Origin of the sequence: Streptomyces sp. CC228A, assembly GCF_021390935.1 — a bacterium.
Lineage (GTDB): Bacteria > Actinomycetota > Actinomycetes > Streptomycetales > Streptomycetaceae > Streptomyces.
Genome location: NZ_JAJPUI010000002.1, coordinates 659,311 through 681,497, shown reverse-complemented (window position 1 = coordinate 681,497; position 22,187 = coordinate 659,311). Strand labels below are relative to the sequence as shown.

The 22,187-nt window shown below is 73.3% G+C and carries 21 protein-coding genes and 3 pseudogenes; 13 read left to right on the top strand and 11 right to left on the bottom strand.

The window, feature by feature from the left end:
- The first annotated feature begins 348 nt into the window (after nt 1-348).
- From L6E17_RS08390 to L6E17_RS08375, 4 genes and pseudogenes are all read left to right on the top strand, one after another.
- Nucleotides 349-543, top strand: coding sequence for a hypothetical protein (locus L6E17_RS08390; RefSeq protein ID WP_071266328.1), 195 nt, complete (start codon nt 349-351; stop codon nt 541-543).
- Nucleotides 544-620: 77 nt separating this feature from the next.
- Nucleotides 621-1,517 carry an N-acetyl-1-D-myo-inositol-2-amino-2-deoxy-alpha-D-glucopyranoside deacetylase gene (gene mshB, locus L6E17_RS08385; protein WP_236240116.1) on the top strand — a complete coding sequence of 299 codons (897 nt, stop codon included), beginning with the start codon at nt 621-623 and terminating at the stop codon, nt 1,515-1,517.
- Nucleotides 1,514-1,873, top strand: coding sequence for a DUF6113 family protein (locus L6E17_RS08380; RefSeq protein ID WP_236240115.1), 360 nt, complete (start codon nt 1,514-1,516; stop codon nt 1,871-1,873). The genes mshB and L6E17_RS08380 overlap by 4 nt, the downstream gene beginning before the upstream one ends.
- A gap of 142 nt (nt 1,874-2,015) precedes the next feature.
- Nucleotides 2,016-4,135, top strand: a pseudogene (locus L6E17_RS08375) (hypothetical protein).
- 63 nt (nt 4,136-4,198) lie between these two features.
- Here L6E17_RS08375 and L6E17_RS08370 read toward each other — a convergent pair.
- From L6E17_RS08370 to L6E17_RS08355, 4 genes are all read right to left on the bottom strand, one after another.
- A complete protein-coding gene (locus L6E17_RS08370) occupies nt 4,199-4,651 on the bottom strand; it encodes a hypothetical protein (protein ID WP_236240114.1) in 453 nt (150 codons plus the stop codon).
- 106 nt (nt 4,652-4,757) lie between these two features.
- Nucleotides 4,758-6,620, bottom strand: a complete 1,863-nt coding sequence (locus tag L6E17_RS08365) for an alpha/beta hydrolase (RefSeq protein ID WP_236240113.1) — start codon at nt 6,618-6,620, stop codon at nt 4,758-4,760.
- 9 nt (nt 6,621-6,629) lie between these two features.
- On the bottom strand, nt 6,630-7,010 hold the full coding sequence (locus L6E17_RS08360; protein ID WP_236240112.1) for a hypothetical protein: 381 nt from the start codon (nt 7,008-7,010) through the stop codon (nt 6,630-6,632).
- Nucleotides 7,011-7,167: 157 nt separating this feature from the next.
- A complete protein-coding gene (locus L6E17_RS08355) occupies nt 7,168-7,554 on the bottom strand; it encodes a hypothetical protein (protein ID WP_308315845.1) in 387 nt (128 codons plus the stop codon).
- Nucleotides 7,555-7,943: 389 nt separating this feature from the next.
- Here L6E17_RS08355 and L6E17_RS08350 point away from each other — a divergent pair.
- Nucleotides 7,944-8,120 (top strand): annotated as a pseudogene (locus L6E17_RS08350) (DUF397 domain-containing protein); the annotation flags it as partial.
- Nucleotides 8,121-8,199: 79 nt separating this feature from the next.
- The gene (locus L6E17_RS08345; protein ID WP_236240111.1) at nt 8,200-8,973 is read left to right on the top strand and encodes a class I SAM-dependent methyltransferase; all 774 of its coding nucleotides are present in this window, start codon (nt 8,200-8,202) and stop codon (nt 8,971-8,973) included.
- Here L6E17_RS08345 and L6E17_RS08340 read toward each other — a convergent pair.
- Complete coding sequence (locus L6E17_RS08340) at nt 8,970-9,803, bottom strand: transglutaminase-like domain-containing protein (RefSeq protein WP_236240110.1); 834 nt, start codon at nt 9,801-9,803, stop codon at nt 8,970-8,972. The two genes, L6E17_RS08345 and L6E17_RS08340, sit on opposite strands and share 4 nt — an antisense overlap.
- Nucleotides 9,804-9,820: 17 nt before the next feature.
- Nucleotides 9,821-10,809: pseudogene (locus tag L6E17_RS08335) on the bottom strand (GNAT family N-acetyltransferase).
- 114 nt (nt 10,810-10,923) lie between these two features.
- On the opposite strand from L6E17_RS08335, the gene fdxA reads away from it, so the two are divergent.
- Complete coding sequence (gene fdxA / locus L6E17_RS08330) at nt 10,924-11,241, top strand: ferredoxin (protein WP_236240109.1); 318 nt, start codon at nt 10,924-10,926, stop codon at nt 11,239-11,241.
- A 132-nt stretch (nt 11,242-11,373) separates the two neighbouring features.
- Nucleotides 11,374-12,468, top strand: coding sequence for a bifunctional succinyldiaminopimelate transaminase/glutamate-prephenate aminotransferase (locus L6E17_RS08325; RefSeq protein WP_236240108.1), 1,095 nt, complete (start codon nt 11,374-11,376; stop codon nt 12,466-12,468).
- A 353-nt stretch (nt 12,469-12,821) separates the two neighbouring features.
- Here L6E17_RS08325 and L6E17_RS08320 read toward each other — a convergent pair whose 3' ends face one another.
- Together L6E17_RS08320 and L6E17_RS08315 are read right to left on the bottom strand one after the other, a co-directional pair.
- Nucleotides 12,822-13,364, bottom strand: coding sequence for an ATP-binding protein (locus L6E17_RS08320; RefSeq protein WP_236240107.1), 543 nt, complete (start codon nt 13,362-13,364; stop codon nt 12,822-12,824).
- A gap of 389 nt (nt 13,365-13,753) precedes the next feature.
- Nucleotides 13,754-14,857, bottom strand: a complete 1,104-nt coding sequence (locus tag L6E17_RS08315; RefSeq protein WP_374109015.1) for a hypothetical protein — start codon at nt 14,855-14,857, stop codon at nt 13,754-13,756.
- Here L6E17_RS08315 and dapE point away from each other — a divergent pair.
- The gene (dapE, locus tag L6E17_RS08310; protein ID WP_236240106.1) at nt 14,856-15,959 is read left to right on the top strand and encodes a succinyl-diaminopimelate desuccinylase; all 1,104 of its coding nucleotides are present in this window, start codon (nt 14,856-14,858) and stop codon (nt 15,957-15,959) included. The two genes, L6E17_RS08315 and dapE, sit on opposite strands and share 2 nt — an antisense overlap.
- A gap of 80 nt (nt 15,960-16,039) precedes the next feature.
- The gene (locus tag L6E17_RS08305) at nt 16,040-16,798 is read left to right on the top strand and encodes a TIGR00730 family Rossman fold protein (RefSeq protein ID WP_236240105.1); all 759 of its coding nucleotides are present in this window, start codon (nt 16,040-16,042) and stop codon (nt 16,796-16,798) included.
- Nucleotides 16,799-17,292: 494 nt separating this feature from the next.
- Here L6E17_RS08305 and folP read toward each other — a convergent pair whose 3' ends face one another.
- A complete protein-coding gene (gene folP, locus L6E17_RS08300; protein WP_236240104.1) occupies nt 17,293-18,153 on the bottom strand; it encodes a dihydropteroate synthase in 861 nt (286 codons plus the stop codon).
- 100 nt (nt 18,154-18,253) lie between these two features.
- Here folP and L6E17_RS08295 point away from each other — a divergent pair, with 100 nt between their 5' ends.
- Together L6E17_RS08295 and L6E17_RS08290 are read left to right on the top strand one after the other, a co-directional pair.
- Complete coding sequence (locus L6E17_RS08295; protein WP_236240103.1) at nt 18,254-18,715, top strand: DivIVA domain-containing protein; 462 nt, start codon at nt 18,254-18,256, stop codon at nt 18,713-18,715.
- On the top strand, nt 18,715-19,308 hold the full coding sequence (locus tag L6E17_RS08290; RefSeq protein WP_236240102.1) for a DNA-3-methyladenine glycosylase I: 594 nt from the start codon (nt 18,715-18,717) through the stop codon (nt 19,306-19,308). Before L6E17_RS08295 ends, L6E17_RS08290 begins: the two co-directional genes overlap by 1 nt.
- 450 nt (nt 19,309-19,758) lie before the next feature.
- Here L6E17_RS08290 and L6E17_RS08285 read toward each other — a convergent pair whose 3' ends face one another.
- Nucleotides 19,759-20,541: an enoyl-CoA hydratase/isomerase family protein gene (locus L6E17_RS08285; RefSeq protein ID WP_236240101.1), complete on the bottom strand. Its 783-nt coding sequence runs from the start codon at nt 20,539-20,541 to the stop codon at nt 19,759-19,761.
- 326 nt (nt 20,542-20,867) lie between these two features.
- On the opposite strand from L6E17_RS08285, the gene L6E17_RS08280 reads away from it, so the two are divergent.
- Nucleotides 20,868-21,035: a DUF3117 domain-containing protein gene (locus tag L6E17_RS08280; protein WP_009997451.1), complete on the top strand. Its 168-nt coding sequence runs from the start codon at nt 20,868-20,870 to the stop codon at nt 21,033-21,035.
- A gap of 241 nt (nt 21,036-21,276) precedes the next feature.
- On the opposite strand, the gene L6E17_RS08275 is transcribed toward L6E17_RS08280, so the two are convergent.
- Entirely contained in the window at nt 21,277-21,936 is a 660-nt protein-coding gene (locus tag L6E17_RS08275; RefSeq protein WP_236240100.1) for an O-methyltransferase, read from the bottom strand.
- Nucleotides 21,937-22,187 lie beyond the last annotated feature (251 nt).

The window sequence follows — 22,187 nt, the reverse complement described above, 5'->3', positions numbered from 1 at the left end:
TCCGTGCCGCGGTCGGTCCGCCGGGTCGCCGCTTCGGCGACTCAACTGCCGCGTGAGCCCTCGTAGGACGGGATCCGGCCGCACAACCGTCCGACCTGCGGACGCGCCCGCGGCAGGGTGCCCCGGCGCGCCTTTCGGGCATCGATTCCAGCCACCGGGCAGGGGGAGAGGACTCCGCGGCGGTCGCGATCATGTGACCGAAAGCGGCGTTGTGCGCCCCCAGTGCTGCCGTGCACCGGACACGGAGCGGCATCGCAAAGTTATGATCCGTAGCGCAAGGTGGGTATGAAGTTTCCGGCACGTGCACGCTGCCCGTTCCCGACCGAACGTCTCTGGAGGTGAACCGCCGTGGCACTGGAGATTTCGGCGGTGGTGCTGCTGGCGATCATCGTCTTCTTGCTGATCAAGAAATCGGGCCTGAAGGCCGGCCACGCGGTGGTGTGCGCGCTGCTCGGCTTCTACATCGCCAGCTCGTCCATCGCGCCCACCGTCAGCCAGCTGACCACGAGCGTGGCGAGCATGATCGGCAACCTCAAGTTCTGAGCGGCTCCGAGCCCGGACCGCGCAGCGGGCCCCGGGCTTCGGGGGCACCGGGGCGGGCGGACTCGTAGGGTGTCCGTATGACGGATCTGCCAGCCCGTCGTCTCCTGCTGGTGCACGCGCACCCCGACGACGAGTCCATCAACAACGGCGCCACCATGGCCAAGTACGCGGCCGAGGGCGCCCAGGTCACCCTGGTGACCTGCACCCAGGGCGAGGAGGGCGAGGTCATCCCGCCCGCCCTCGCCCACCTGGCACCGGACCGGGAGGACCGGCTCGGCCCGCACCGCGTCGGGGAACTCGCCGCCGCCATGAAGGAGCTGGGCGTCACCGACCACCGCTTCCTGGGCGGGCCCGGCCGGTTCCGCGACTCCGGCATGATGGGCGCCCCGCAGAACCGCCGCCCCGGCGCCTTCTGGAACACCCGTGTGGCGGACGAGCCGGGGCCGCACCTCGTCGAGGTGATCCGCGAGGTCCGCCCCCAGGTGATGGTGACGTACGACCCGAACGGCGGGTACGGCCACCCGGACCACATCCAGGCCCACCGCGTCGCCATGTGGGCCGCCGACGCGGCCGCCGACCCGGAGTACCGGCCGGACCTGGGCACCGCCCACACCATCGACAAGATCTACTGGAACCGCGTCCCCCGCTCGGTCGCCGAAGAGGCCTTCGCCGCCCTGCGCACCGCCCCGGACGTGGCGTTTCCGGGCATCGCGGCCATCGAGGACGTCCCGGGCGTCATCGACGACACCTGCGTCACCGCGCGCATCGACGGCGCGGCGTACGTCGACCGCAAGGCGGCGGCCATGCGGGCGCACGCCACGCAGGTCGCCGTACAGGGGGCGTTCTTCGCCCTCTCGAACGGCCTGGGGCAGCCCCTCTTCACCGACGAGTACTACGAGCTGGCCCGCGGCACCTCGGGGGCGCCGGAAGGCGAGCGCGAGACCGACCTCTTCGCCGGGGTGACGGCACCGTGAAGGCGCTCCTCCACGCGGGACTGGCCCTGCTCGGCGCCCTGGTCGCGACCGCGGGCGCCCTCGTCCAGGGCGGCTGGTTCCCGGGCGGCCTGCTGCTGGCCCTCACCGCGACCGCGGCGCTGTTCTACGGAGGGCTGCGCGCCGCCGGCGGCCAGGCGGGCGTCATCAGCACCGGCGCGGGCTGGCTGGTCGCCGTCGTCCTGCTGAGCCTGGGCCGCGGCGAGGGCGACAAGCTGTTCTGGGGCGGCCTCGCCGACCTCGTGTACCTGCTGGGCGGCATGACGCTGGCTGTGATGTGCGCCACTTTGGGGATGTTCCCCCAACAACCCCGTCCGGTCCGCCCACTTGACAAGTGAGCGGGAGAACTTGCCGCACCGGGCACCCTGATGTTCCCCTGGCCGGGAAGGGCGCGCCGACGGCGGCCAGTATGGTGGTGCGTCGCCGCCGGACGCCCGCGGGTGTGAGAGCGGGCGGCGGAGCCAACCGGGAGAGCCTGCTTTGACTCGTGACACTGACACTTCGCCCTCGGGGCCCCAGGGGCGCGGCGGAGCCGCGTACCCCTCGGGCACGCAGCCGTACGGATCCGGCCACCCGTCACAGGAGGTGCCGGAGGGCTCCGGCGCCGCCGCGGCCGAGCCGGAGCAGCCGAAGACCGAGACGACGCTGACGACGCGGATCCGGATCAACATCCCCGGATCGCGGCCGATCCCGCCCGTCGTCGTCCGCAAGCCGGTCGGCGACGGCGACAAGCCGGCGCCGAAGGCCGACGCGGACGCGGACGGGGCGGAGCCGCAGTCCGGTCCCCCGGCCGCGGGCCCCGCTCCCCGTGCACCGCAGCCCGAGAGCCCCGCCGAGCGTACGGGCGCGACGCCGCGGCCGCAGGTCGACGAGCCGGCGCCGGAGCCGCGCGACAAGGCGACCAGCGACTGGTTCGCGCCGCGCAAGCCCCCGTCGGCCCAGCAGCCGGGCTTCCCCGCCGACGCGGCCGATCCGGCCGACGCGGTCGGCCCGCCCCCGCCCGGTGGCGCGTATCCGGCGGCGGCGCGCAGGAACCCGGTCCGTACGGCGGCGCGCAGGAGCCGGGCCCGTACAGGATGGATCCGCAGACCGGCGGCCTGCCGCAGACCGGTGGCGCCCAGGGGCAGCGGGCGCCCGTGCCCGGCATGCCGTACTTCTCCGACGGGCCCGGCGCCCCGTCGGGCCCGACCACCGGCCCCGCCATGGGGACGACCCACGTGCCGCCCGTCGACCCGACCACCGACCCGCTGGGCGCCGGTCCCCTCGGTGCCGGCCCGCTCGGCACGGGCCCCCTCGCGCCGGGCGCCCCGATGGGCGACCCCCTGGCGGGCACCCCGCGCCCGGGGGACGACACCGCGCTCCTCACCCCGCAGGACCCGCACGCCGGGCCGCCGCCGCAGGTCTCCGGCGACACCCTGACGACGGGCATCCCGGTGGTCCCGCAGGACGCCCGGGAGCCGCAGCCGCGCCCCGGCACGCCGTTCCCCCTGTCCGGTCCCGCCCAGGTCGCGCAGGACCAGCAGGACGACCAGGGCCCGCACGCGGGGTTCGCCGCGTACCCGCCCGCCCTGGACGAGCCCGCCCCGCCGGCGCCCAGGCCCACGCCCGCCCCGGAGACCCGGGCCCCGCAGGCGCCGGCCGCGCCGAAGAAGAAGGGCCGGTCCAAGCTGGTCGTCGCCGCCGCGGGCCTCTTCGGCCTGGTCGGCGTCGCCTACGGCGCGGGCCTGCTCCTCAACCACTCCGACGTGCCCAAGGGCACCGTGGTCCTCGGTGTGGACATCGGCGGCAGCACGAAGGAGGAGGCCGTCCAGAAGCTCGACGCCGCCCTCGGCCCGCGCGCGGCCCGCCCGCTGGAGATCAGCGTCGGCGGCGAGCAGCAGAGCCTCGCCCCCGACAAGGCGGGCCTGACCCTGGACACCCAGGCCACCGTCCGGGGCGCCGCGGGCAGCGACTACAACCCGGTGTCCGTGATCGGCTCCCTGTTCGGCCAGGAGCGCGTGGCGCAGCCGGTCATCCCCGTCGACGAGGAGAAGCTCGCCGTCGCGCTGCGCGACCTCGCGGGCGGCTCCGGCACGGTGGTGGAGGGCACCATCACCTTCGCACCCGGCAAGGTCACCGCCGTACCGGGCAAGCCGGGCAAGGCCCTGGACGTCCAGCGGTCGATGATCTCCATGCGGGACGCCTACCGCGCCCAGGTGGAGACCGGTCGGACGAACACGGTGGAACTGCCGGTCGCGTCCCAGGAGCCGACCATCACCCAGGCCGAACTGGACCGGGCGATGAAGGAGTTCGCGAAGCCCGCCATGTCCGACCTGATCACGATCAGGGCGGGCGGCAAGCAGATCCAGTTCGGCCCGCAGCGCTCCCTGCCGCAGATCCTGTCGATGAAGCCGGTCGACGGCCGCCTGGTGGAGGTGTACGACAAGAAGGCGATCGACCGCCTGCTGGACGGCGTCTTCGACGGCATCATGATCACGAAGGGTGACGGCGAGAAGCACCAGCTCTCGGCCGACGACGTCGCCAGCGCCATGCAGAAGGCCCTCCTCGGCAAGACGCCCGCGGAGCGCACGGTCACCATCGAACTCGACCCGCAGGGCTGACGCGCCTCCACGCGGAGGCAGGGGCACGCCCGTGGGCGTGCCCCTGCCATCGAGCGAGGGTGCTCAGTACTGGCCCTTGAGCGCTTCGGGCGATTCCGCCCGGAAGCAGGCGGAGACGACCGTGAAGGCGAGGCGGCGGTCGCCGTCCTTCCGCTTGAGCCCTTGGACGTGCACGGCGAACTGTTCGGCCTTGTTGTCGGCGAAGATCTCGGGCTGCTGCGCCTTGCTGTTTGCCTTGCCGTCCTTGGTGATCTTCCAGCCGTTCCGGACGAGCTCCTTGCGCAGGTTCTCCATGCCTCGGTCGACGTCGTCCTCGGAGATGTCGTACACCGCCCATGGGAAGTGCAGGGAGAACAAGTCGTCGCCGTACTCCTCGCAGCGGTCGATCCGAGGACCGGGCTCGGTGACCTTGCCCTTGAGTCCGGTCATGTCCAGCAGGCGGCTTGACACTTCCTTCGCCTTGTCGCGAGCCGGGTCGACGTCCATGCGGACGGGCTCGTAGCTGAGTTCGGGCATGTTCGTGCACCCCACAGTCGACAGTGAAACGGTGATAGCGAGGATGCCGGCCCATGCGTGACTTCTGACGTTCGAGGCCAGGCGACCGACTGTGGGACTCTGGCGATCAGTCACGTCTGACCTCGTCATACCTACCGGCGACCACCAGGGCCTGATTCTCGATACTCAAGGAGCCTTTCCTCCAGTAATCCCCGTGGTCTTTCGCGTTGGTCGCCATGATATTGGCCCCGAAATCCTCGTCGGAGGGTACGTTCGACGACCATGCGTATCCGAAGGGCAGCCACTCCACCCACGGGGTGAGACTCGTGTCACCGCCGTGCCCGGCGAGTTTCCCGCCGAGCGGAACCTGGTCTTTCAATGTCGACGCCGTCTGGGACCAGACGTGACCCTTGTCGGCGTCCAGGTCGTCGGCGTGGCCGACCAGCATGCCGGGACTGGCTACGGCGATGATCTCGTCGGTACGCAGATTGCCCTGCTCAGAAGCCGCGCCGACGACCGTCGTGCCGTAACTGTGGCCGATGACGGTCGTATGGCTGGCCGCGTCCCCGCCTTGGCTCGCCTCCAGGCCGGCGACGAAGCGATTCAGGTGAGGGGCCGCCTCATCGGCGAAGTCCTGATCCATCGCCTCCGGTGCGATGCTCTGCGGCGCGTCGTAGCCGATCCAGGTGATGGTGGACACCTCCTGGCCGGGGAGCGCCACGGCATGACTCATCTGCCATAGCCTCGCCATGTGGCCGACGTATGTCTCGGTCTTCGCGATACTCGTGAACGTTCCGGGCACGAAGACCGCGGTGTGGTCAGCGGTGTCCGGATTTCCGTTGGCGACGATGGCGCGCCCTCCTCCCTCGGTACCGAAACCGAGCAGATAGGCCGGTGGCAATCCTTCCTTTCCTGTGGCGTCGAAACGATCCTGGATGGCCCTCATAGCGTCCAGGTACTTGACGAGATGTTCCCTTTCCTTCCCGTACTTCGCGTTCCAGTCCCGCCATGCGGAACTGACCGCGACTGCTGGGTAGTCCTTCCCGGACGGAACGTACTTCTGTGGCTCCGGAGGAATCGAGTTCAGCCTGAGCTGGTACTCGGCCCGGGTCTCCGCCAGCACGACACGGTTGGCCTCGTCGCGGACCGCGGAAGGCAGTCCGTCCATCGCGCCGAGCTGTGCCGCGTTCAAGGACATGTAGGCCGACTGCTCGTCCGGCGACAGGCCCTTCCACCAGTCGGCGTTGGCCTTCGGGTCGCCGCCCTTCGGAGGGCCCTTGATGCCCTCCAGATACTCCTTCGCGCCGCTGCGGACGTCGCCGGTGTCCGCTTGCGTGTCGGTCCAGTCCCTGTGGGAGACCACGAGGTCGTCGTCGGCCTTGAGCTTGTGTAGCTTGGGCGCCCACATCGCGTCGGCTTCGGTCGCGTCGGCGACGGCCTGCGCGATGCGGTTGGCTATCTCCACCGCGGCGCCGAAGTTCGGATTGGGGTGGATGTTCGCCGCCTGGCGCTCCAGCGCCGCAGCGAGGTCGTTGGCATCACCCGCGGGGTCGATCGGCGCGCCGGACGGCTTCCCCTTGGCGTGTCCAAAGACCGTGCCTCCCGGGGGCAGCTTCCCTTCCTTCTCCTCCCCGGCCGGGGGATACGTCACCGACCCGTCCGGGCCCACCGTGAACTTCGCGGCGGCCGCGTCGGCCAATGCGCCGTCGAGCCTGCTCTTGGCCACCGTCAGGGCAGCGGCAAGGGCGTTGAGGGACGTGGCCGCGAGGCCGCACTCCACCTGCGTGTAGTGGAAGTTCTTCGCCAGCGCCCGGAGCTCACCGAGCGCTGCCGTCACCGCCTCACCCCTCAGACCCGCCTGCAGTCTCGCGCCGATCTGTTTCTCGACGTTGTCCTTGGCCTGGTCGGCCATGGCACTGACAGACTGATAGCGGTCGGCCGCCTCCGTGAACTCGGACGGCTTCAGCTTCTTGAGCGTTGCGAAATCCATGTGCCGGAATCACCGGCCCCCGCTGCTGCTGCCACCTGTCGCCGGTGTGTCCACGTACTTCTTGGTCACTCGCTGCAAGTCCTCGCCGATGTCGTGGTCGTTGGCGTACTGGTCCTTGCCTGCCCGCTCCAGCGGCCCCTGGAGGGAACTGCACCTCCCGGCCACGCCCTCCAGGTAGCGCTTCCACGACGCGTACAGCTCCCGCTGAGCCCCGGCGCTCTCCACACCGGTGATCGTGGCGCCTTTCTGCCGCGACTCCAGTTGTCCCAGCGCCTTCCTGACGTTCACCGCCACGGCGGCGACATCGCTTCCGGCACGGGACCAGACCGCTTTGTCGTTCTTCAGGTCGTCGTTGCCGCCACCGCCCGGTGAGGCACTCGCGAGACTCATGCTCGCCCCACCTCCCGAGCCTCGCTTGAGCTGCGCCCACTCCGCGTCAAAGGAGTGCATGGCTCCCCCACCCTGTTGTCGAGCACTTTGTGCATGATCGACTGCCCATCCTATGGGCGCTTTCGGTGGCTCCCGGTGCCCGCGCTTCCGGAGCCCGTCAGCGGAAGGCGGCGGCGTGCTCGGCTGCCCAGTCGCGGAACGGTCTGGCCGGGGAGCCGCTGACCTGGGCCACCGTGTCCCGGGCCGCCGGCAGCGCGTCGCTGAGGTCCCTGTCCGTCAGGTCCAGTCCCGCGTCGGCGATCTCACCGCCGATGACCGCGGCCAGATCCCGGTGGGCCTCCTCCTCGCTGATGGCGACGACCGCGACGCCCCGCCCCACCGCCTCCGCGACGGCCGCGGCCTGCTGCCGTACGGTGACGCGCTCCGGTCCCGTCAGCGCATACGTCCGTCCCCCGGGGTACGGCTCCGTCAGTGCCACCCGCGCCACGGCCGCGATGTCCGCCGGGTGGATGGTGGGCAGACTGTGACAAGCGTGTTGCCACACGGCTTGAGCGTGCCCGCGTACTTGACGCCTCCGGTCTCCGGCCATGTGGGCTCTCTTGAACGTGACGGTACTGCGCCGACAGGTCGGCGGCCCGGGGTGGTAGCCCAACAGATGCGCCATAGAGTGCAGTTGGGGCAGCGAAGCCGTGTCCGTATGCATGTCCTCCCTTTCGGGGCGGTGCTCACGCCCTGCAGGAAGGGATGCTCTCGCTGATGCGGTTGGCGGAGCTGCCTCCGGTCGCCTACGTGGAGGGCTGGAAGGCGGGAAGGTCTGGGAGCAGGTGTCCCGAGTGGAGCAGGCCTTCGCCGCCCACGATCTTGCTTTGGGTGAGGCACTGTCGCATCAAGAGTCACTGGGCATGATGAGATCCGTAGCGGAGGGATACGAGGATGAAGCACAGCGAGCACGTCGCCCATGAGGCGTCGGATCTTCCGCTGTGGCGCAAGTCCACCTACTGCGACCCCAACGGGGGCAGCTGCCTCGAAGTCGACGACTCCGCCCGCCCGGTCCACGTCCCCGTCAGGGACAGCAAGAACCCCACCGGCCCCGTCGTGCTCTTCGGCGCAGCCGCCTGGGGGACGGTCGGTCCGCGCCGTCAGGCGAAACCCGCTCGGCTGAGCGGCGACGCCCTGGCACCATCAGGGCATGATCGAATCGCGTTCGTTCGAGGAACTCGTCGCCGAGGCCGAGGCCGAGCCCACCGAAGGGTGGGACTTCTCGTGGTTCGAGGGGCGGGCCACCGAGGCGCGCCCCTCGTGGGGGTACCAGCGCGCCATGGGGGAGCGCATGGCGCGGGCCGCCGCCGCGCTGGACGTGCAGACCGGCGGGGGCGAGGTGCTCGCCGGGATCCCGGCGCGGCCCCCGCTGTGCGTGGCCACCGAAGCCTGGCCGCCGAACGTCGCCAAGGCGACCGCCCTCCTGCACCCGCTGGGCACCGTCGTGGTCGCCGCACCGGAGGAGCCGCCGCTGCCGTTCGCGGACGGCGCCTTCGACCTCGTGGTCAGCCGCCACCCGGTGAAGCCGCACTTCGACGAGATCGCGCGCCTGCTGCGGCCGGGCGGCACGTACTTCGCGCAGCACGTCGGACCGGCCAGCGTCTTCGAACTGGTGGAGTATTTCCTGGGGCCGCAGCCCGAGGAGGTCCGCAGGGCCCGGCACCCCGACGACGAGCGGGCCCAGGCGGAGGCGGCGGGCCTGGAGGTCGTGGACCTGCGCACGGAGCGGCTGCGGATGGAGTTCCTCGACATCGGCGCCGTCGTGCACTTCCTGCGCAAGGTGGTCTGGATGGTGCCGGGCTTCACCGTCGCGGCCCACCGCGACCGCCTGCGGGAACTGCACGAGCGGATCACGGCGGACGGGCCGTTCGTGGCGCACAGCAGCCGCACCCTGTGGGAGGCCAGGAAACCGGCCGCCTCCTAGTTCAGCCGGGCACGCGCCATCCGGGCGGTCGAGCGGAGCGTCTCCGCCGTGGCGGGCTCCACCACGTCCAGCACGTCGGCGTAGGCGTCGAGCTCCGCGGCGCCCGCCAGGAACTCGCCCCGCTGGATCAGCAGCCGGCCCTTCTCGTAGCGGAGCCGGGCCGGGTGGGCCGGGAGCAGCAGGGCCAGCTCCAGGGCCCACAGGGCGACCGCCGAGTGCTCCGGGCGGGCCGACGCCCAGGCGCGGATGTTGTTCAGGATCCGCAGGACGATGTCCAGCACGTCCGCGGGCAGCAGCATGGACGGGTCGGGCGGCTCCCCGGTCGCCCCCGCCACCAGCAGTTCCGTGTCCGCGCCGGTCAGGAGCCGCCCGCCCGCGAACGGGTCGGCCAGCACCTGCTCGCCCGGGTCGCCGAAGCCGACCACGAAGTGGCCCGGCAGCGCCACCCCGTACACCGGCGCCCCCGCCCGCCGCGCGACCTCCATCCACACCACCGAGAGCGTGATGGGCAGACCGCGGCGGCGCAGCAGTACCTGGTGCAGCAGCGACGACTCCAGGCGGCGGTAGTCCGCGGGCGTGCCGTGGAAGTCGTGCCCGCCGCCCAGCAGCCGCTCCAGCGCCCGAGCCCAGTCCCGCGGGCTCTTCGCCCCGTACGGGACGAGGCCGGCCAGCCGGTCCAGTTCGATCTCGGCCGCGTCCATCCCGCGCCGGCCGAGGCCCGGCTCCGCCTCCGCGCAGACCAGCAGGCAGAGCTCGGCCAGGTCCGGCCGCTCCTCCCGTGCCTCCGCAGCGAACCGCGCCTTCCAGTCCTCGCTCTCCTCGCTGTGCATACGGCTCACGTACCCCGTCAGAGGCGGAAGTGGTGGTAGTGGTGGTGGACCGCGAAGCCCATCCCCGCGTACAGCGCCCGCGCCGCGTCGTTGTCCGTCTCGACCTGGAGCCAGGCCGCCGACGCGCCCTCCTCCAGCGCCTTCGCCGCGAGCGCCGCCGTGACCGCCGTGGCCAGGCCCTGCCTGCGCCGCTCGGGGGCGACTTCCAGCGCCAGCAGGCCGGCCCAGCGGCCGTCCACCACGCAGCGCCCGATGGCCGCAGGGATGCCGCCCTCGCCGGGGACGGACGCGAACCACACCGACGGGCCCGCGGCCAGCACCCGCAGCACGTGCTCGCCCGGCTCGCCCACCCGGTGGTAGCGGTGCAGCCACCCCGGGTCGGCGGTGCGGGCCACCGTCACGTCGGCGGCCTCCGCCACGTCCGCGAGCGGTGCCAGGGCGGCGACGCGGACCTCCGCTGTCACCTCGCGCCGCAGGCCCCGCTCGTCCAGGGCCGCGCACAGCGCCTCCTGCGTGCCCTCGGCGCCCGTCGCCACCTGGGCGTACGGGGGCAGGCCCCGCCGCGCGTACCAGGCGCGGACGCGGTCGAGGGCGTCGTCGAGGGCAGGCCCGGGTCGCCGAGCGGCAGGACCGAGTTGGCCCTGCGGGTGAAGCCGCGCGCCGCGCGCAGCGTCCACTCTCCGAGTGGTTCGCTCTCCAATGGCTGCCAGGCCCGCGCCTGGGCCCGCGCAAGCTCCGCGAACCCGGCGGCGGGCCCCCGCCGCCGGGCCGGCGCGGCGGGCACCACCTTGCCCGCGACCAGGGACGATTCCGCTATGCGGACCGTCTCCCCGGTCCGCTGTGTGATCAGCAGCACACCCCCGGTCCAGGATGTGAGAACCCCGACCGCGTCCGTGAACCTCCCCGCACCGTCGCCCGGGTCCCTCAAGCGGCGCACCGAGATGCGTTTGCCCACGTCAGAGGGTGTGATGTGGACGTCGAGCCGTCCGCCCGCAGTGAACTCCACAGCTGTCTCCGCCCCTCCTGTACGGATCCTCTCCAAGAACGGAGATACTAGGTGCGGGCATCGACGACGCCGCGCTCCCGCGCAGAGCCAGCCCTACCAAGGAGGAACGACAGCGTGACCTACGTCATCGCGCAGCCTTGTGTCGACGTGAAGGACAAGGCGTGCATCGAGGAGTGCCCCGTCGACTGCATCTACGAGGGCAGCAGGTCCTTGTACATCCACCCGGACGAATGCGTCGACTGCGGGGCCTGTGAGCCGGTCTGCCCGGTCGAGGCGATCTTCTACGAGGACGACGTGCCGGAGGAGTGGAAGGACTACTACAAGGCGAACGTCGAGTTCTTCGACGAGCTCGGCTCGCCCGGTGGCGCCTCCAAGCTCGGCCTGATCGAGCGCGACCACCCCTTCGTCGCCGCCCTGCCCCCGCAGGGCTGACCGGATCGCCTGTTCATCGCCCTCGGTCCCGTACGGTCTCCCGCTGTACGGGACCGAGGCGTTTCGCGACCGTACGCCCGGCGGCACCGGACGGCGTCCGCCGGTGCCCGTACGAGAAAGTGAGCACCACCCGTGTCCGGAGTCTCGTCCCGCCTGCCCGTCTTCCCCTGGGACAAGCTTGAGCCGTACAAGGCGACGGCCGCCGCGCACCCCGACGGGATCGTCGACCTGTCCGTCGGTACCCCGGTGGACCCGGTACCGGAGCTGATCCGGCGCGCCCTCGTCGACGCCGCGGACTCGCCCGGCTACCCGACGGTGTGGGGCACGGCCGCCCTGCGCGACGCCATCGCCGGCTGGTGCGGGCGGCGGCTCGGCGCGCGGGGCGTGGCGCACCCGAACGTGCTGCCCGTGGTCGGCTCCAAGGAACTGGTGGCCTGGCTGCCGACCCAGCTCGGCCTCGGCCCCGGCGACCGGGTCGCCTACCCCCGGCTCGCCTACCCGACGTACGAGGTGGGTGCCCGCCTCGCGCAGGCGGAGCCGGTGGTGTACGACGACCCGACCGAGCTGGACCCCGCGGGGCTGAAGCTGCTGTGGCTGAACTCGCCGTCCAACCCGACCGGGCGGGTGCTCCCCAAGGAGGAGCTGGTCCGGATCGTGGCGTGGGCGCGCCGGCACGGCGTCCTGGTCGTCAGCGACGAGTGCTACCTGGAGCTCGGCTGGGAGGCCGACCCGGTCTCCGTGCTGCACCCGGACGTGTGCGGCGGCTCGTACGACGGGCTCGTGGCCGTCCACTCCCTGTCGAAGCGGTCCAACCTCGCCGGCTACCGCGCCGCCTTCCTCGCCGGTGACGCGGCGGTGCTGGGGGAGCTGCTGCAGATCCGCAAGCACGGCGGCATGATGACGCCCGCACCGGTGCAGGCCGCGACGGTCGCCGCGCTCGGGGACGACGCGCATGTGCGGGAGCAGCGGGAGCGGTACGCGGCCCGCCGCGCCGCGCTGCGGTCCGCGCTCGTGGGGCACGGCTTCCGGATCGAGCACAGCGAGGCCAGCCTCTACCTGTGGGCCACGCGCGACGAGCCGTGCTGGGACACGGTGGGGTACCTCGCGGAGCGCGGCATCCTCGTGGCGCCCGGCGACTTCTACGGCACGGCGGGGGAGCGGTTCGTGCGGGTCGCGTTCACGGCGACGGACGAGCGGGTCGAGGCGGCGGTCAAGCGGCTCGGCTGACCGGACCGGCAGGCGCTGCCACCGCCGCGGGCCACGCCGGCGGCAGGTGGGGGCGCGCGCATGCGGAAGGCCCGGGGAGGCGTGCTCCCCGGGCCTTCCGCATGGAGGACGGCGGCTTCCGGCGCGCCCGGATCGGCGCCCGGCACCGCCGCCCGCGGCGCGGCTCCCGGCCGGTGTCCGGTCCGCGGCCGACCTGCTGTCCGGTCCGCGGCCGCTCCGGCACCGGGTCCGCGCCGGATCGGCGCCCGGCCCGGTTTCCCGTCCCGGCCTGCCGGCCGGTTCAGCCGACCGGCTGCGCGAGCCGGTCCGGGCCTGTCGGGCTCGGGTGCCGGGCTCCGGCCGCCCATGTCCGGTCACCGGCGTCCGGTGCCGGGCTCCGGCCGTCGTGGGCCGTGCCCGGTTGCGGTCGTCCGGTCCGGGTGCGGGCGGGTGCGCCCGGTCGGATCAGAGGCCGCCGACCGGCACGCCGCCGAGCAGACCGCCGCCGAGGCCGCCGCCGGGCGCTCGGCCGGGGCGGTCTCGCCCGCGACGTCCGTGGTGGCGCCGGCGGCGTCACCCGCGACCTCGCCGCCGCTGCGGGCGACGTCGCCGGCGGCCTTCTGGGCGACCGGGGCGGTCTTCTTGGCGGTGCCGCCGACGTTCTCGGTGGCGGCCGGGACGGCCTTGTCGGTCACCTTGCTGCCCGCTTCGCCCGCCAGACCGGTGGCGCTCTTCGAGGCGGTGTCGACCGTGTCGGTCGCCGCGGCGGTGTCGAGGGCCGTCACGCCGCCGGCGATGTCGGCGTTCTCGGGAAGGGCCACGGCGCTCGCGGAGCCGGCCGCACCGACCACGGAGGCAGCTCCCGCTGCGGTGAGCAGCGCGGCACTGGCGATCCGGCGGGTCAGGGGGAGGGACATGATGCTCCTTCGACGAGGGAGGGTCGTGTGGGCTGTGATGCCTGTCCGACGATCGGACGCTGTGACAACCGCTCGGAGACCCGGGAAGGTTGCGGCGGGCGAAGGTAAAGAGTTGGTAATGCGCCCGTGGGGTCCTGGGAGCCCCTCCCCGCCCAAAACCGGGCAAACAATGGGCTTTCCCGTTTCCTGAAGAACCGTCACTGCCCAACTGCCACCGGGAATTCGGGGCCGCGGGCGAGAGAGGGCGGCTGCTCGGACGGGGGCCGCTGCCGTCCGGGGGTACCTACCCCTTCCGGGCGAATTCCCGGAGAGGCGACCGAATGCTGTACGAGAGCAGCGTGATTACTCTGTGATCAGAGTCGACTACGATGCGAAAAGGGTCTGCGCACTCACCGTGCCGCGCGCGCCGCCACCCGGATCCGCACATGGTCCGCGTCCGCCTGCCGGTCCCCGCCGCCGGGCACCTCCCGCCAGCCGTGCGCCGGAAGCCGGGCGCTCCACACCCGCCCGGCGTACGCGACCTCCTCGATCCGCAGGGCGTCCGCCTGCGCCACCGCCCACTGGGCCAGCTCCCAGCCCCGCCGCGAACCGGCGGGCGCGGCGCCGCCGCCCGCCGCGTCCTCCCGGTCCGCCGCGTCGTCGGCGGGCGAGCCGGCGACCGGGGCGACCGGCACCGTCACGACGTCCGCGGCCTCCGCCGGGGCCGAGGACCCCGCCGACCCGCCGCCGGCGGGCGACCCCTTGCCGTCGTCCAGGCCGTCCCCCCGGCCCGCGCCGCCGCCCAGCAGGCCCGTACCGAACGAGCGCGTCAGCTCCGCGCGCACCTGCACCACGTCACCGGTCCGCGACCCCAGCAGCGTCGTGCAGGTGAGCGACGCCCGCGAGCGGCCGGTCAGCGCCGCCGCCAGCAGCGCCGCGTCCGGCTCGTGCTTCGCGTACGCCTGCGGGAACCCGCTGCGCTGCACCTTCTGCGCCGCCACCGTCAGCGGCAGCCGCGAGTAGCCCGGCACCTCCGCCAGCCGGTCGTAGAAGATGGCCGACGCGTACACCGGGTCCATGATCTGCCGCTCCGTGCCCCAGCCCTGCGACGGCCGCTGCTGGAACAGGCCCAGAGAGTCCCGGTCGCCGTAGTCGATGTTGCGCAGCGCCGACTCCTGCAGCGCCGTCGCCAGCGCGATCGTCACCGCCCGCTCCGGCATCCCCTTCGTCGTGCCGACCGCGGCGATCGTCGCCGCGTTCGCCGCCTGCTCGGGCGTGAACCGGTACGTGTGGCTGCCGCTGCCCACCACGCAGCCCGGAGCCCCCCGGCCGCCCGTCTCGTAGCGCACCGCCACATAGCCGGCCACGGCGAGCAGAACGGCGAACCCGGCCGCGATCCGGGCACGTCGGGACGCACGGGACGTGCGGGCGACCGGAGGCGGGGGCGACGCGGGAGCTGCGAGGGACTTGGACACGGCCCCACCGTACAAGGGGCCGGGATAGGCTCGGCACATGCCTGACTCCACGCCCGAAGCGCCCCCGTACACGGCTCTCGACCTGAAGCAGGACGGCCCCGCGCTGACCGCCGCACTGGTCGACTTCCCCTCCGTCAGCGGCACCGAGAAACCCCTGGCGGACGCGATCGAGCAGGCCCTGCGAACCCTCCCGCACCTCACCGTCGACCGGTACGGCAACAACGTCGTGGCCCGCACCCGCCTCGGCCGGCCCGAGCGGGTCATCCTCGCCGGCCACATCGACACGGTGCCCATCGCCGACAACGTCCCGTCCCGGCTGGACGCCGACGGGATCCTCTGGGGCTGCGGCACCTCCGACATGAAGTCCGGCGTGGCCGTGCAGCTGCGCATCGCCGCCACCGTCCCCGAACCCAACCGCGACCTGACGTTCGTCTTCTACGACAACGAGGAGGTCGCGGCGCACCTCAACGGCCTCGGGCACGTGGCCGCCGCCCACCCCGACTGGCTCGAAGGCGACTTCGCCGTCCTCCTGGAGCCCACCGACGGCCAGGTCGAGGGCGGCTGCCAGGGCACCCTGCGCGTCCACCTCAGGATGACCGGCGAGCGCGCCCACTCCGCCCGCTCCTGGATGGGCGCCAACGCCATCCACGCCGCGGCGCCCGTGCTGGCCCGGCTCGCCGCGTACGAGCCGCGCCGGCCCGTCATCGACGGCCTGGAGTACCGGGAGGGCCTCAACGCCGTCGGTATCGAGGGCGGCGTGGCCACCAACGTCATCCCCGACGCCTGCACCGTCGTCGTGAACTACCGCTACGCCCCCGACCGCAGCAAGGAGGAGGCGGAGAAGCACGTACGGGAGGTCTTTGCCGACTGCGGCGTCGACGAGTTCGTCGTGGACGACCACACCGGCGGCGCCCTGCCCGGCCTGTCGCACCCGGCGGCCGCCGCCTTCATGGAGGCGGTCGGCGGCACGGCGCAGCCCAAGTTCGGCTGGACCGACGTGTCGCGCTTCAGCGCCCTCGGTGTGCCCGCCGTCAACTACGGTCCCGGCGACGCGCTCTTCGCGCACAAGCGGGACGAGCACGTGGCCGTCGACCGCATCACCCACTGCGAGCGCCGCCTGTACGACTGGCTCACTGCCTGACGACCGTAATTTCGCCACGCTTCACTTCCGCCGTCCTACGCTGATCCCGGCAAACGATGTTCAGCGTAAGGGAGCGGATCATGGGTAACCCCGAGGCCGAAGGGCTGCGTGCGCTGGCGGAACAGCGGCTGGGCCCGGTGCTCCGCCGCAGGGAGCAGGTCCAGCCGGGCACCGCGGACCAGCGTCTTCTGGACACCGCGGGCGACTCGGACTGGGTGCACACCGACCCGTGGCGGGTCATGCGCATCCAGTCCGAGTTCGTCGAGGGCTTCGGCGCCCTCGCCGAACTGCCCAGCGCCATCAGCGTCTTCGGCTCCGCCCGGACCCAGCCGGACACCCCCGAGTACGAGGCCGGCGTGAAGCTGGGCAGGGCCCTGGTGGAGGCCGGCTTCGCGGTGATCACGGGCGGCGGCCCGGGGGCGATGGAGGCCGCGAACCGGGGTGCCCGGGAGGCCAAGGGAGTCTCCGTGGGCCTGGGCATCGAGCTGCCCTTCGAGCAGGGCCTGAACCCGCACGTCGACATCGGCATCAACTTCCGCTACTTCTTCGTCCGCAAGACGATGTTCGTGAAGTACGCGCAGGGCTTCGTCGTGCTGCCGGGCGGTCTCGGCACCCTGGACGAGCTGTTCGAGGCGCTGACCCTGGTGCAGACCCGCAAGGTGACCCGCTTCCCGATCGTGCTCTTCGGCACGGAGTACTGGTCGGGGCTGGTGGACTGGCTCCGCCACACCGTCATCGCGCAGGGCAAGGCCGCGGAGCGGGACCTGATGCTGTTCCACGTCACGGACGACGTGGACGAGGCCGTGGCCCTCGTCAGCAAGGAGGCGGGCCGCAACTGACGCCGCCGACCCCGCCGGGGCGGCTCCGCACCGAAGGCGCCCCGGCGGCGCCCCCGCCCCGGGAGTGGGCCGTCGGCCGCTCACCCCGGGAGCGCGGGGCGCCCAACCTCGGGGCCGTCCTGCCCGGTCTCACCCGGGGCCGTCCCGCCCGGTGACGGGGACGGCGGCCCTGACGGCTGCGGGGCGGGGCCTCCGTGGGGTGCAGGGGCGGCTCGGTGCCCGGCCCGTCAGGAGCCGGCGGGCCGGTGCGGCGCCCGGTTCCGGCCGCCGGCCCCAGGCCGGGCAGGCGCGGTGCCCCGCCCCGGCCGTCGGACCCGGCCGTGCCGACGCGGTGCCGGTCCCGCCGTCGGACCTCGGTCGTGGCGGCGTCGTACGCGGTTCCGGACGTCGTACCCGGCCGGGCAGGCGTCGTGCGCCGTGCCCGGTCCCGGACGTCAGGGCCCCGGCCGCCCAGGTCGGCGAGCGCGACGCCCAGGCGGGGCCCGGAGGACCGGTCAGGCCAGGCCCCGCCGGGCCACCGCGGGCTCCCGGTGGCCGGCGATGGACGCGACCATGTCGAGGACCTGCCGGGTCTCCGCCACCTCGTGGACCCGGTACACCTGCGCCCCCAGCCAGGCCGAGACGGCGGTCGTCGCCAGCGTCCCGATCAGCCGCTCCTTGACGGGCCGGTCCAGGGTCTCGCCGACGAAGTCCTTGTTGGACAGGGACACCAGCACCGGCCACCCCGTCTCCACCATCTCGCCGAGCCGCCGCGTCGCCTCCAGCGAGTGCCGGGTGTTCTTGCCGAAGTCGTGCCCCGGGTCGATCAGCACCGACTCCCGCGGCACCCCCAGCGCCACCGCCCGTTCGGCGAGCCCCACCGTGACGCGGAGGATGTCCGCCACCACGTCCTCGTACGCGGTCCTGTGCGGCCGCGTCCGCGGCTCCACACCGCCCGCGTGCGTGCACACCAGGCCCGCCCCGTACCGCGCCGCGACCTGCGCGAGCTTCGGGTCCACACCGCCCCAGGCGTCGTTCAGCAGGTCCGCGCCCGCCTCGCACACGGCCTCGCCCACCTCGTGCCGCCAGGTGTCGACGCTGATCACCACGTCGGGGTGGCGGCGCCGCACCTCGGCCACGAAGCCGACCGTCCGCCGGGCCTCCTCCTCGGCGGTGACCTCCTCGCCGGGCCCCGCCTTCACCCCGCCGACGTCGATGACGGCCGCGCCCTCCGCGACGGCCTGCTCCACGCGCGCGAGGGCCGGCTCGTCGAGGAACGTCGCGCCCTGGTCGTAGAAGGAGTCCGGCGTCCGGTTCACGATCGCCATGATCACCGGCTCGTGCCGGTCGAATTCGCGTCGTCCCAGGCGCAGCATCCCGTATGTCCTCCTCGCGTGACGTCCCTGCGACCCTAACCGCCGCCACCACGTGGCACGATCGGGGCCGGATGTTTTCCGCTCCCGGGAGAGGCGCGCTGTGTTCTGGTTCTTGGCTGTGGCGATGGTGGTCGTGGTGGCCGCGGTGACCGTCGCGGTGATCGGCGGGGGGCAGAGCGAGCCGCTGCCCGAGGCGGCCCCGGAGCACCTGGTCGACCCGCTCCCGGTGAGCCGGCCGGTGAGCCGCGCCGACATCGAGGCCATGCGGCTGCCCATGGCGGTCCGGGGCTACCGCATGGTGGACGTCGACGACGTCCTGGACCGGCTGGCCGCGGAACTGGCCGAGCGCGACGCCCGGATCGCGGAGCTGGAGGCGGCGCTCGCGGGCGCCCAGGCGACGGCGGCCGGCGGCGACCTGTTCGAGAGGCGCCCGCAGCAGGCTCCCGGGGACGGCGGCGACGCGGTCGGCGCCCGGCCGGAAGAGCGGGGCGGCGCACCGGACGGCGGCGACGGGACCCGGGACGCGGGCGGTGCGGGCGGCGGGCGCGAGGGCGAGGCCTGATGGCGGCCACCGGAGCGGTGCCGGGACCGGACGGCGCCCTGCGCTGTCCGTGGGGCGTCTCGACGGCGGACTACCTGCCGTACCACGACGACGAGTGGGGCCGGGCGGTCCGCGGGGACGACGCGCTCTTCGAACGGCTCTCCCTGGAGGCATTCCAGTCCGGGCTGTCGTGGATCACGATCCTGCGCCGCCGGGAGGGCTTCCGCCGGGCGTTCGCGGACTTCCGGATCGCGGCGGTGGCGGCGTACACCGACGAGGACCGGGAGCGGCTCCTCGCCGACGCCGGGATCATCCGCAACCGCGCCAAGATCGACGCGACCCTCGCCAACGCCCGCGTCCTGGCCGGATGGGCGCCCGGCGACCTGGACGCCCTCATATGGTCGTACGCCCCCGACCCGGCGACCCGCCCCGTCCCGCGGACCCTCGCCGACGTCCCGGCGGTCACCGACGAGTCGACGGCGCTGTCGAAGGCGCTGAAGACGCGCGGCCTGCGGTTCGTGGGCCCCACGACGGCGTACGCGCTGATGCAGGCGTGCGGCCTGGTCAACGACCACCTCGCCGACTGCGTCGCGCGCGACCCGGCAGCCGCCTGACCGTCCCCCCGGCTTCCCGGGCGCATCTCCCGGCACGAGTCCCGGCGGGGCTGCCGCCCGCGTGCCGTACGTACGGAACCGGCGCCGCCGCTGCCGCGCCGGCCGCCCGGAACCGGGCCTCCCCGGACTACCCGGCTGCCGCCCCGCCCGTTGCGCGAAGGCGCACGCGCGACGGCGTACGCGCGGAACGCGGCTCCCCGTACCTGCCCCCGACCCCGGCCGCTGTGCCCGCCCCGCGTCCGGTCGGCGCGGCGCCGCCCGCACCCGGCCGGCAGCTGGCCCGCGAGACGGCCGGCGCCGCCGGTTCGGCCCGCGCCGATCCCGGGCTGCCGCCCCGGGGGCGTGACAGCACCCGAGGGGGCCGGGGGCTCGTACCGGTGGCAGGAGGGCAGCGGCCCACGTGCGGCCGCGACAGCACCCGCGGCGGCCGGGCCGCGCGCCGGCAGGGGGTCAGCGGCCCACGTACGCGGGCTTCTTCTTCGCCAGGAACGCCTCCACCGCGATCCGGTGGTCCTCCGAGGTGCCCGCGCGGCTCTGGAGTTCGTCCTCCTTCTCCAGTGCCTCGGCCAGGCCGCGGCCCGCGCCGTACGCCATGGCCTCCTTCAGCCCCGCATACGCCACCGTCGGCCCCGCCGCCAGCGTGCGGGCCACGGCCAGCGCCTCGGCCGCCAGCTCCGCCGCGGGGACCAGCCTGTTCACGATGCCCAGCTCGGCGGCCTCCTGCGCCGACACCGTCCGGGGGAAGAACAGCAGGTCGGCGGCGCGGCTCGGGCCGACGAGGCGGGGCAGCGTCCAGGACATGCCCGAGTCGGCGGCCAGGGCCACCCCCGCGAACGCGGTGTTGAAGGACGCCGTGTCCGCGACGACCCGGTAGTCCGCCGCCAGGGCGAAGCCGAAGCCGGCGCCCGCCGCGACCCCGTTCACCCCGGCCACCACCGGCTTCGGCATCCCGGTGATCGCCCGCACGATGGGGTTGTAGTGCTCGCGGACGGTCCGCATCGGCTCGTCACCGCCGAGGCCCCGCACGTGCTCCTTGAGGTCCTGCCCCACGCAGAACGCCCGCCCGGCCGCGGTGAGCAGCACCGCCCGCACGGCCGGGTCCGCGGCCGCCGCCTCCAGGGACTCCCGCAGGGCCACCTTCGCCTCGGTGTTCAGCGCGTTCATGGCATCGGGCCGGTTGAGGGTGACGGTGGCGAGTCCGTCGCTCACCTCGTACAGCACGGTGTCGGCCATTGGCGGGTCCCTTCGCGGCTCCGGGCGTGTGGTGTCCCGCCCAGCATGGCGGAGATCATCCGGCTTCGACACGAGCCGGGGCATGTGAGCTGCGTCAAAGAAAGGCACTCCGGGCCACGTGCGGCGAGGGCGCAGTATCGCAGGCGGAAGGCCCAATTGTGGGGTTTTGCGTGATCGCGTTGCCCAAGCGATGCGGCCCGATGTTGGTCATCGGGTGTCACCATGCGGGATAATGACCTGGAAGCAATGTGTTCGAAGCCGGTACGTGCCCTTTCCGGGGACATCGATCGGCTTGCGATGAGCTGGTTTCAGGAAGGGGAACGAGCATGGCGGCCATGAAGCCGCGGACGGGCGACGGCCCGCTCGAGGTGACCAAGGAGGGGCGGGGCATCGTCATGCGCGTTCCGCTCGAAGGCGGCGGTCGGCTTGTCGTCGAGCTGACCCCGGACGAGGCCGAAGCCCTCGGTGACGCGCTGAAGAAGGTCGTCGGCTGACGTCCGGCATCGGCACACGCGTTTCGCTGTCTTCCGAGCGCCCTGGCGGGCTGGGGACCTCCCCGACCCGCCAGGGCGCTCGCGCGTCCGGCGGCGGATGCCGGGACCGGGGGCGGGGCGGGGACCGACACCGGGGCAGGGGCCGCGGGCCGGACCGGGGCGGGGATCGACGCGGAGGCCGGGGCCGCGGGCCGGACCGGGGCGGAGTCCGGGATCGTCACCGGTCCCCTCACCGGTCCTCTCAGCGGCGGACCGCGCAGAGCAGGCCGTCGCCGAGCGGCAGCAGCGACGCGACCAGCTCACCGCTCTCCCGCACCGTCCGCAGCAGGTCGCGCAGGGCCAGTACCTCCGCCGGCTGGGCCGCGGAGTCCACCGTGCGCCCTTCGGCGAACACCCCCTCGAAGCACACCAGCCCGCCGGGCCTCAGCAGCCGCAACGATTCCGCGAGGTAGTCGGGGTACTCGGCGCGGTCCCCGTCGCAGAACACCAGGTCGTAGCCGCCGTCCGCCAGCCGTGGCAGGACCTCCAGGGCCCGGCCCGGGATGAACCGCGCCCGGTTGCCCGCGAAGCCCGCCGCCCGGAACGCCTCCCGGGCGAACTGCTGCCGCTCCGGCTCCGGGTCGACCGTCGTGAGGACCCCGTCCGGCCGCATCCCGTGCAGCAGGTGGATACCGGAGACCCCGGTACCCGTGCCGATCTCCGCGACCGCCTTGGCGTCCACCGACGCGGCGAGCATCCGCAGCGCGGCGCCCGTGCCCGGGGACACCGAGGAGAGCCCCGTCTCCCGGGCCCGCTCACGAGCCCAGAGCAGCGCTTCGTCCTCGCAGACAAAGGCGTCGGCGAACGCCCAGCTCGTCTGCCGGTTGGCGGTAATGGCCCTCTCCTGTCCCGTAGTCGGCAACCGTGACTGTAGCCGTTCGGCGTCGGGAACCCGCAGATGGGACCGAGCGTTGGGAGGGGCAGGGGGGACAGGCATGGACAGGAGCCGGGGCCCGGGCGCGGACCGGGGCGGAGGGCGGGACCGGAAGACGGTCCCAAATTCACGTAAAGATTCTTATCCGGAGCTAACGGGCGAGGTGGCTATGGTAGGGGCTCCACTGGACACCACCAGAGCCGACAGGGGAGGTGCGGCTGCGCCTGTGGATCGGGGAG

Bases quoted from the DNA above. Each gene is read 5' to 3' on its own strand.
- folP (WP_236240104.1), bottom strand. From the start codon at position 18,153: ATGCTGCGCCTGGGACGACGCGAATTCGACCGGCACGAGCCGGTGATC.
- L6E17_RS08290 (WP_236240102.1), top strand. From the start codon at position 18,715: ATGGCGGCCACCGGAGCGGTGCCGGGACCGGACGGCGCCCTGCGCTGT.
- L6E17_RS08345 (WP_236240111.1), top strand. From the start codon at position 8,200: ATGATCGAATCGCGTTCGTTCGAGGAACTCGTCGCCGAGGCCGAGGCC.
- L6E17_RS08370 (WP_236240114.1), bottom strand. From the start codon at position 4,651: ATGCCCGAACTCAGCTACGAGCCCGTCCGCATGGACGTCGACCCGGCT.
- L6E17_RS08305 (WP_236240105.1), top strand. From the start codon at position 16,040: ATGGGTAACCCCGAGGCCGAAGGGCTGCGTGCGCTGGCGGAACAGCGG.
- L6E17_RS08280 (WP_009997451.1), top strand. From the start codon at position 20,868: ATGGCGGCCATGAAGCCGCGGACGGGCGACGGCCCGCTCGAGGTGACC.
- L6E17_RS08340 (WP_236240110.1), bottom strand. From the start codon at position 9,803: ATGCACAGCGAGGAGAGCGAGGACTGGAAGGCGCGGTTCGCTGCGGAG.
- L6E17_RS08285 (WP_236240101.1), bottom strand. From the start codon at position 20,541: ATGGCCGACACCGTGCTGTACGAGGTGAGCGACGGACTCGCCACCGTC.
- L6E17_RS08320 (WP_236240107.1), bottom strand. From the start codon at position 13,364: ATGTCCCTCCCCCTGACCCGCCGGATCGCCAGTGCCGCGCTGCTCACC.
- L6E17_RS08360 (WP_236240112.1), bottom strand. From the start codon at position 7,010: ATGAGTCTCGCGAGTGCCTCACCGGGCGGTGGCGGCAACGACGACCTG.
- dapE (WP_236240106.1), top strand. From the start codon at position 14,856: ATGCCTGACTCCACGCCCGAAGCGCCCCCGTACACGGCTCTCGACCTG.
- mshB (WP_236240116.1), top strand. From the start codon at position 621: ATGACGGATCTGCCAGCCCGTCGTCTCCTGCTGGTGCACGCGCACCCC.
- L6E17_RS08365 (WP_236240113.1), bottom strand. From the start codon at position 6,620: ATGGATTTCGCAACGCTCAAGAAGCTGAAGCCGTCCGAGTTCACGGAG.
- L6E17_RS08315 (WP_374109015.1), bottom strand. From the start codon at position 14,857: ATGTGCCGAGCCTATCCCGGCCCCTTGTACGGTGGGGCCGTGTCCAAG.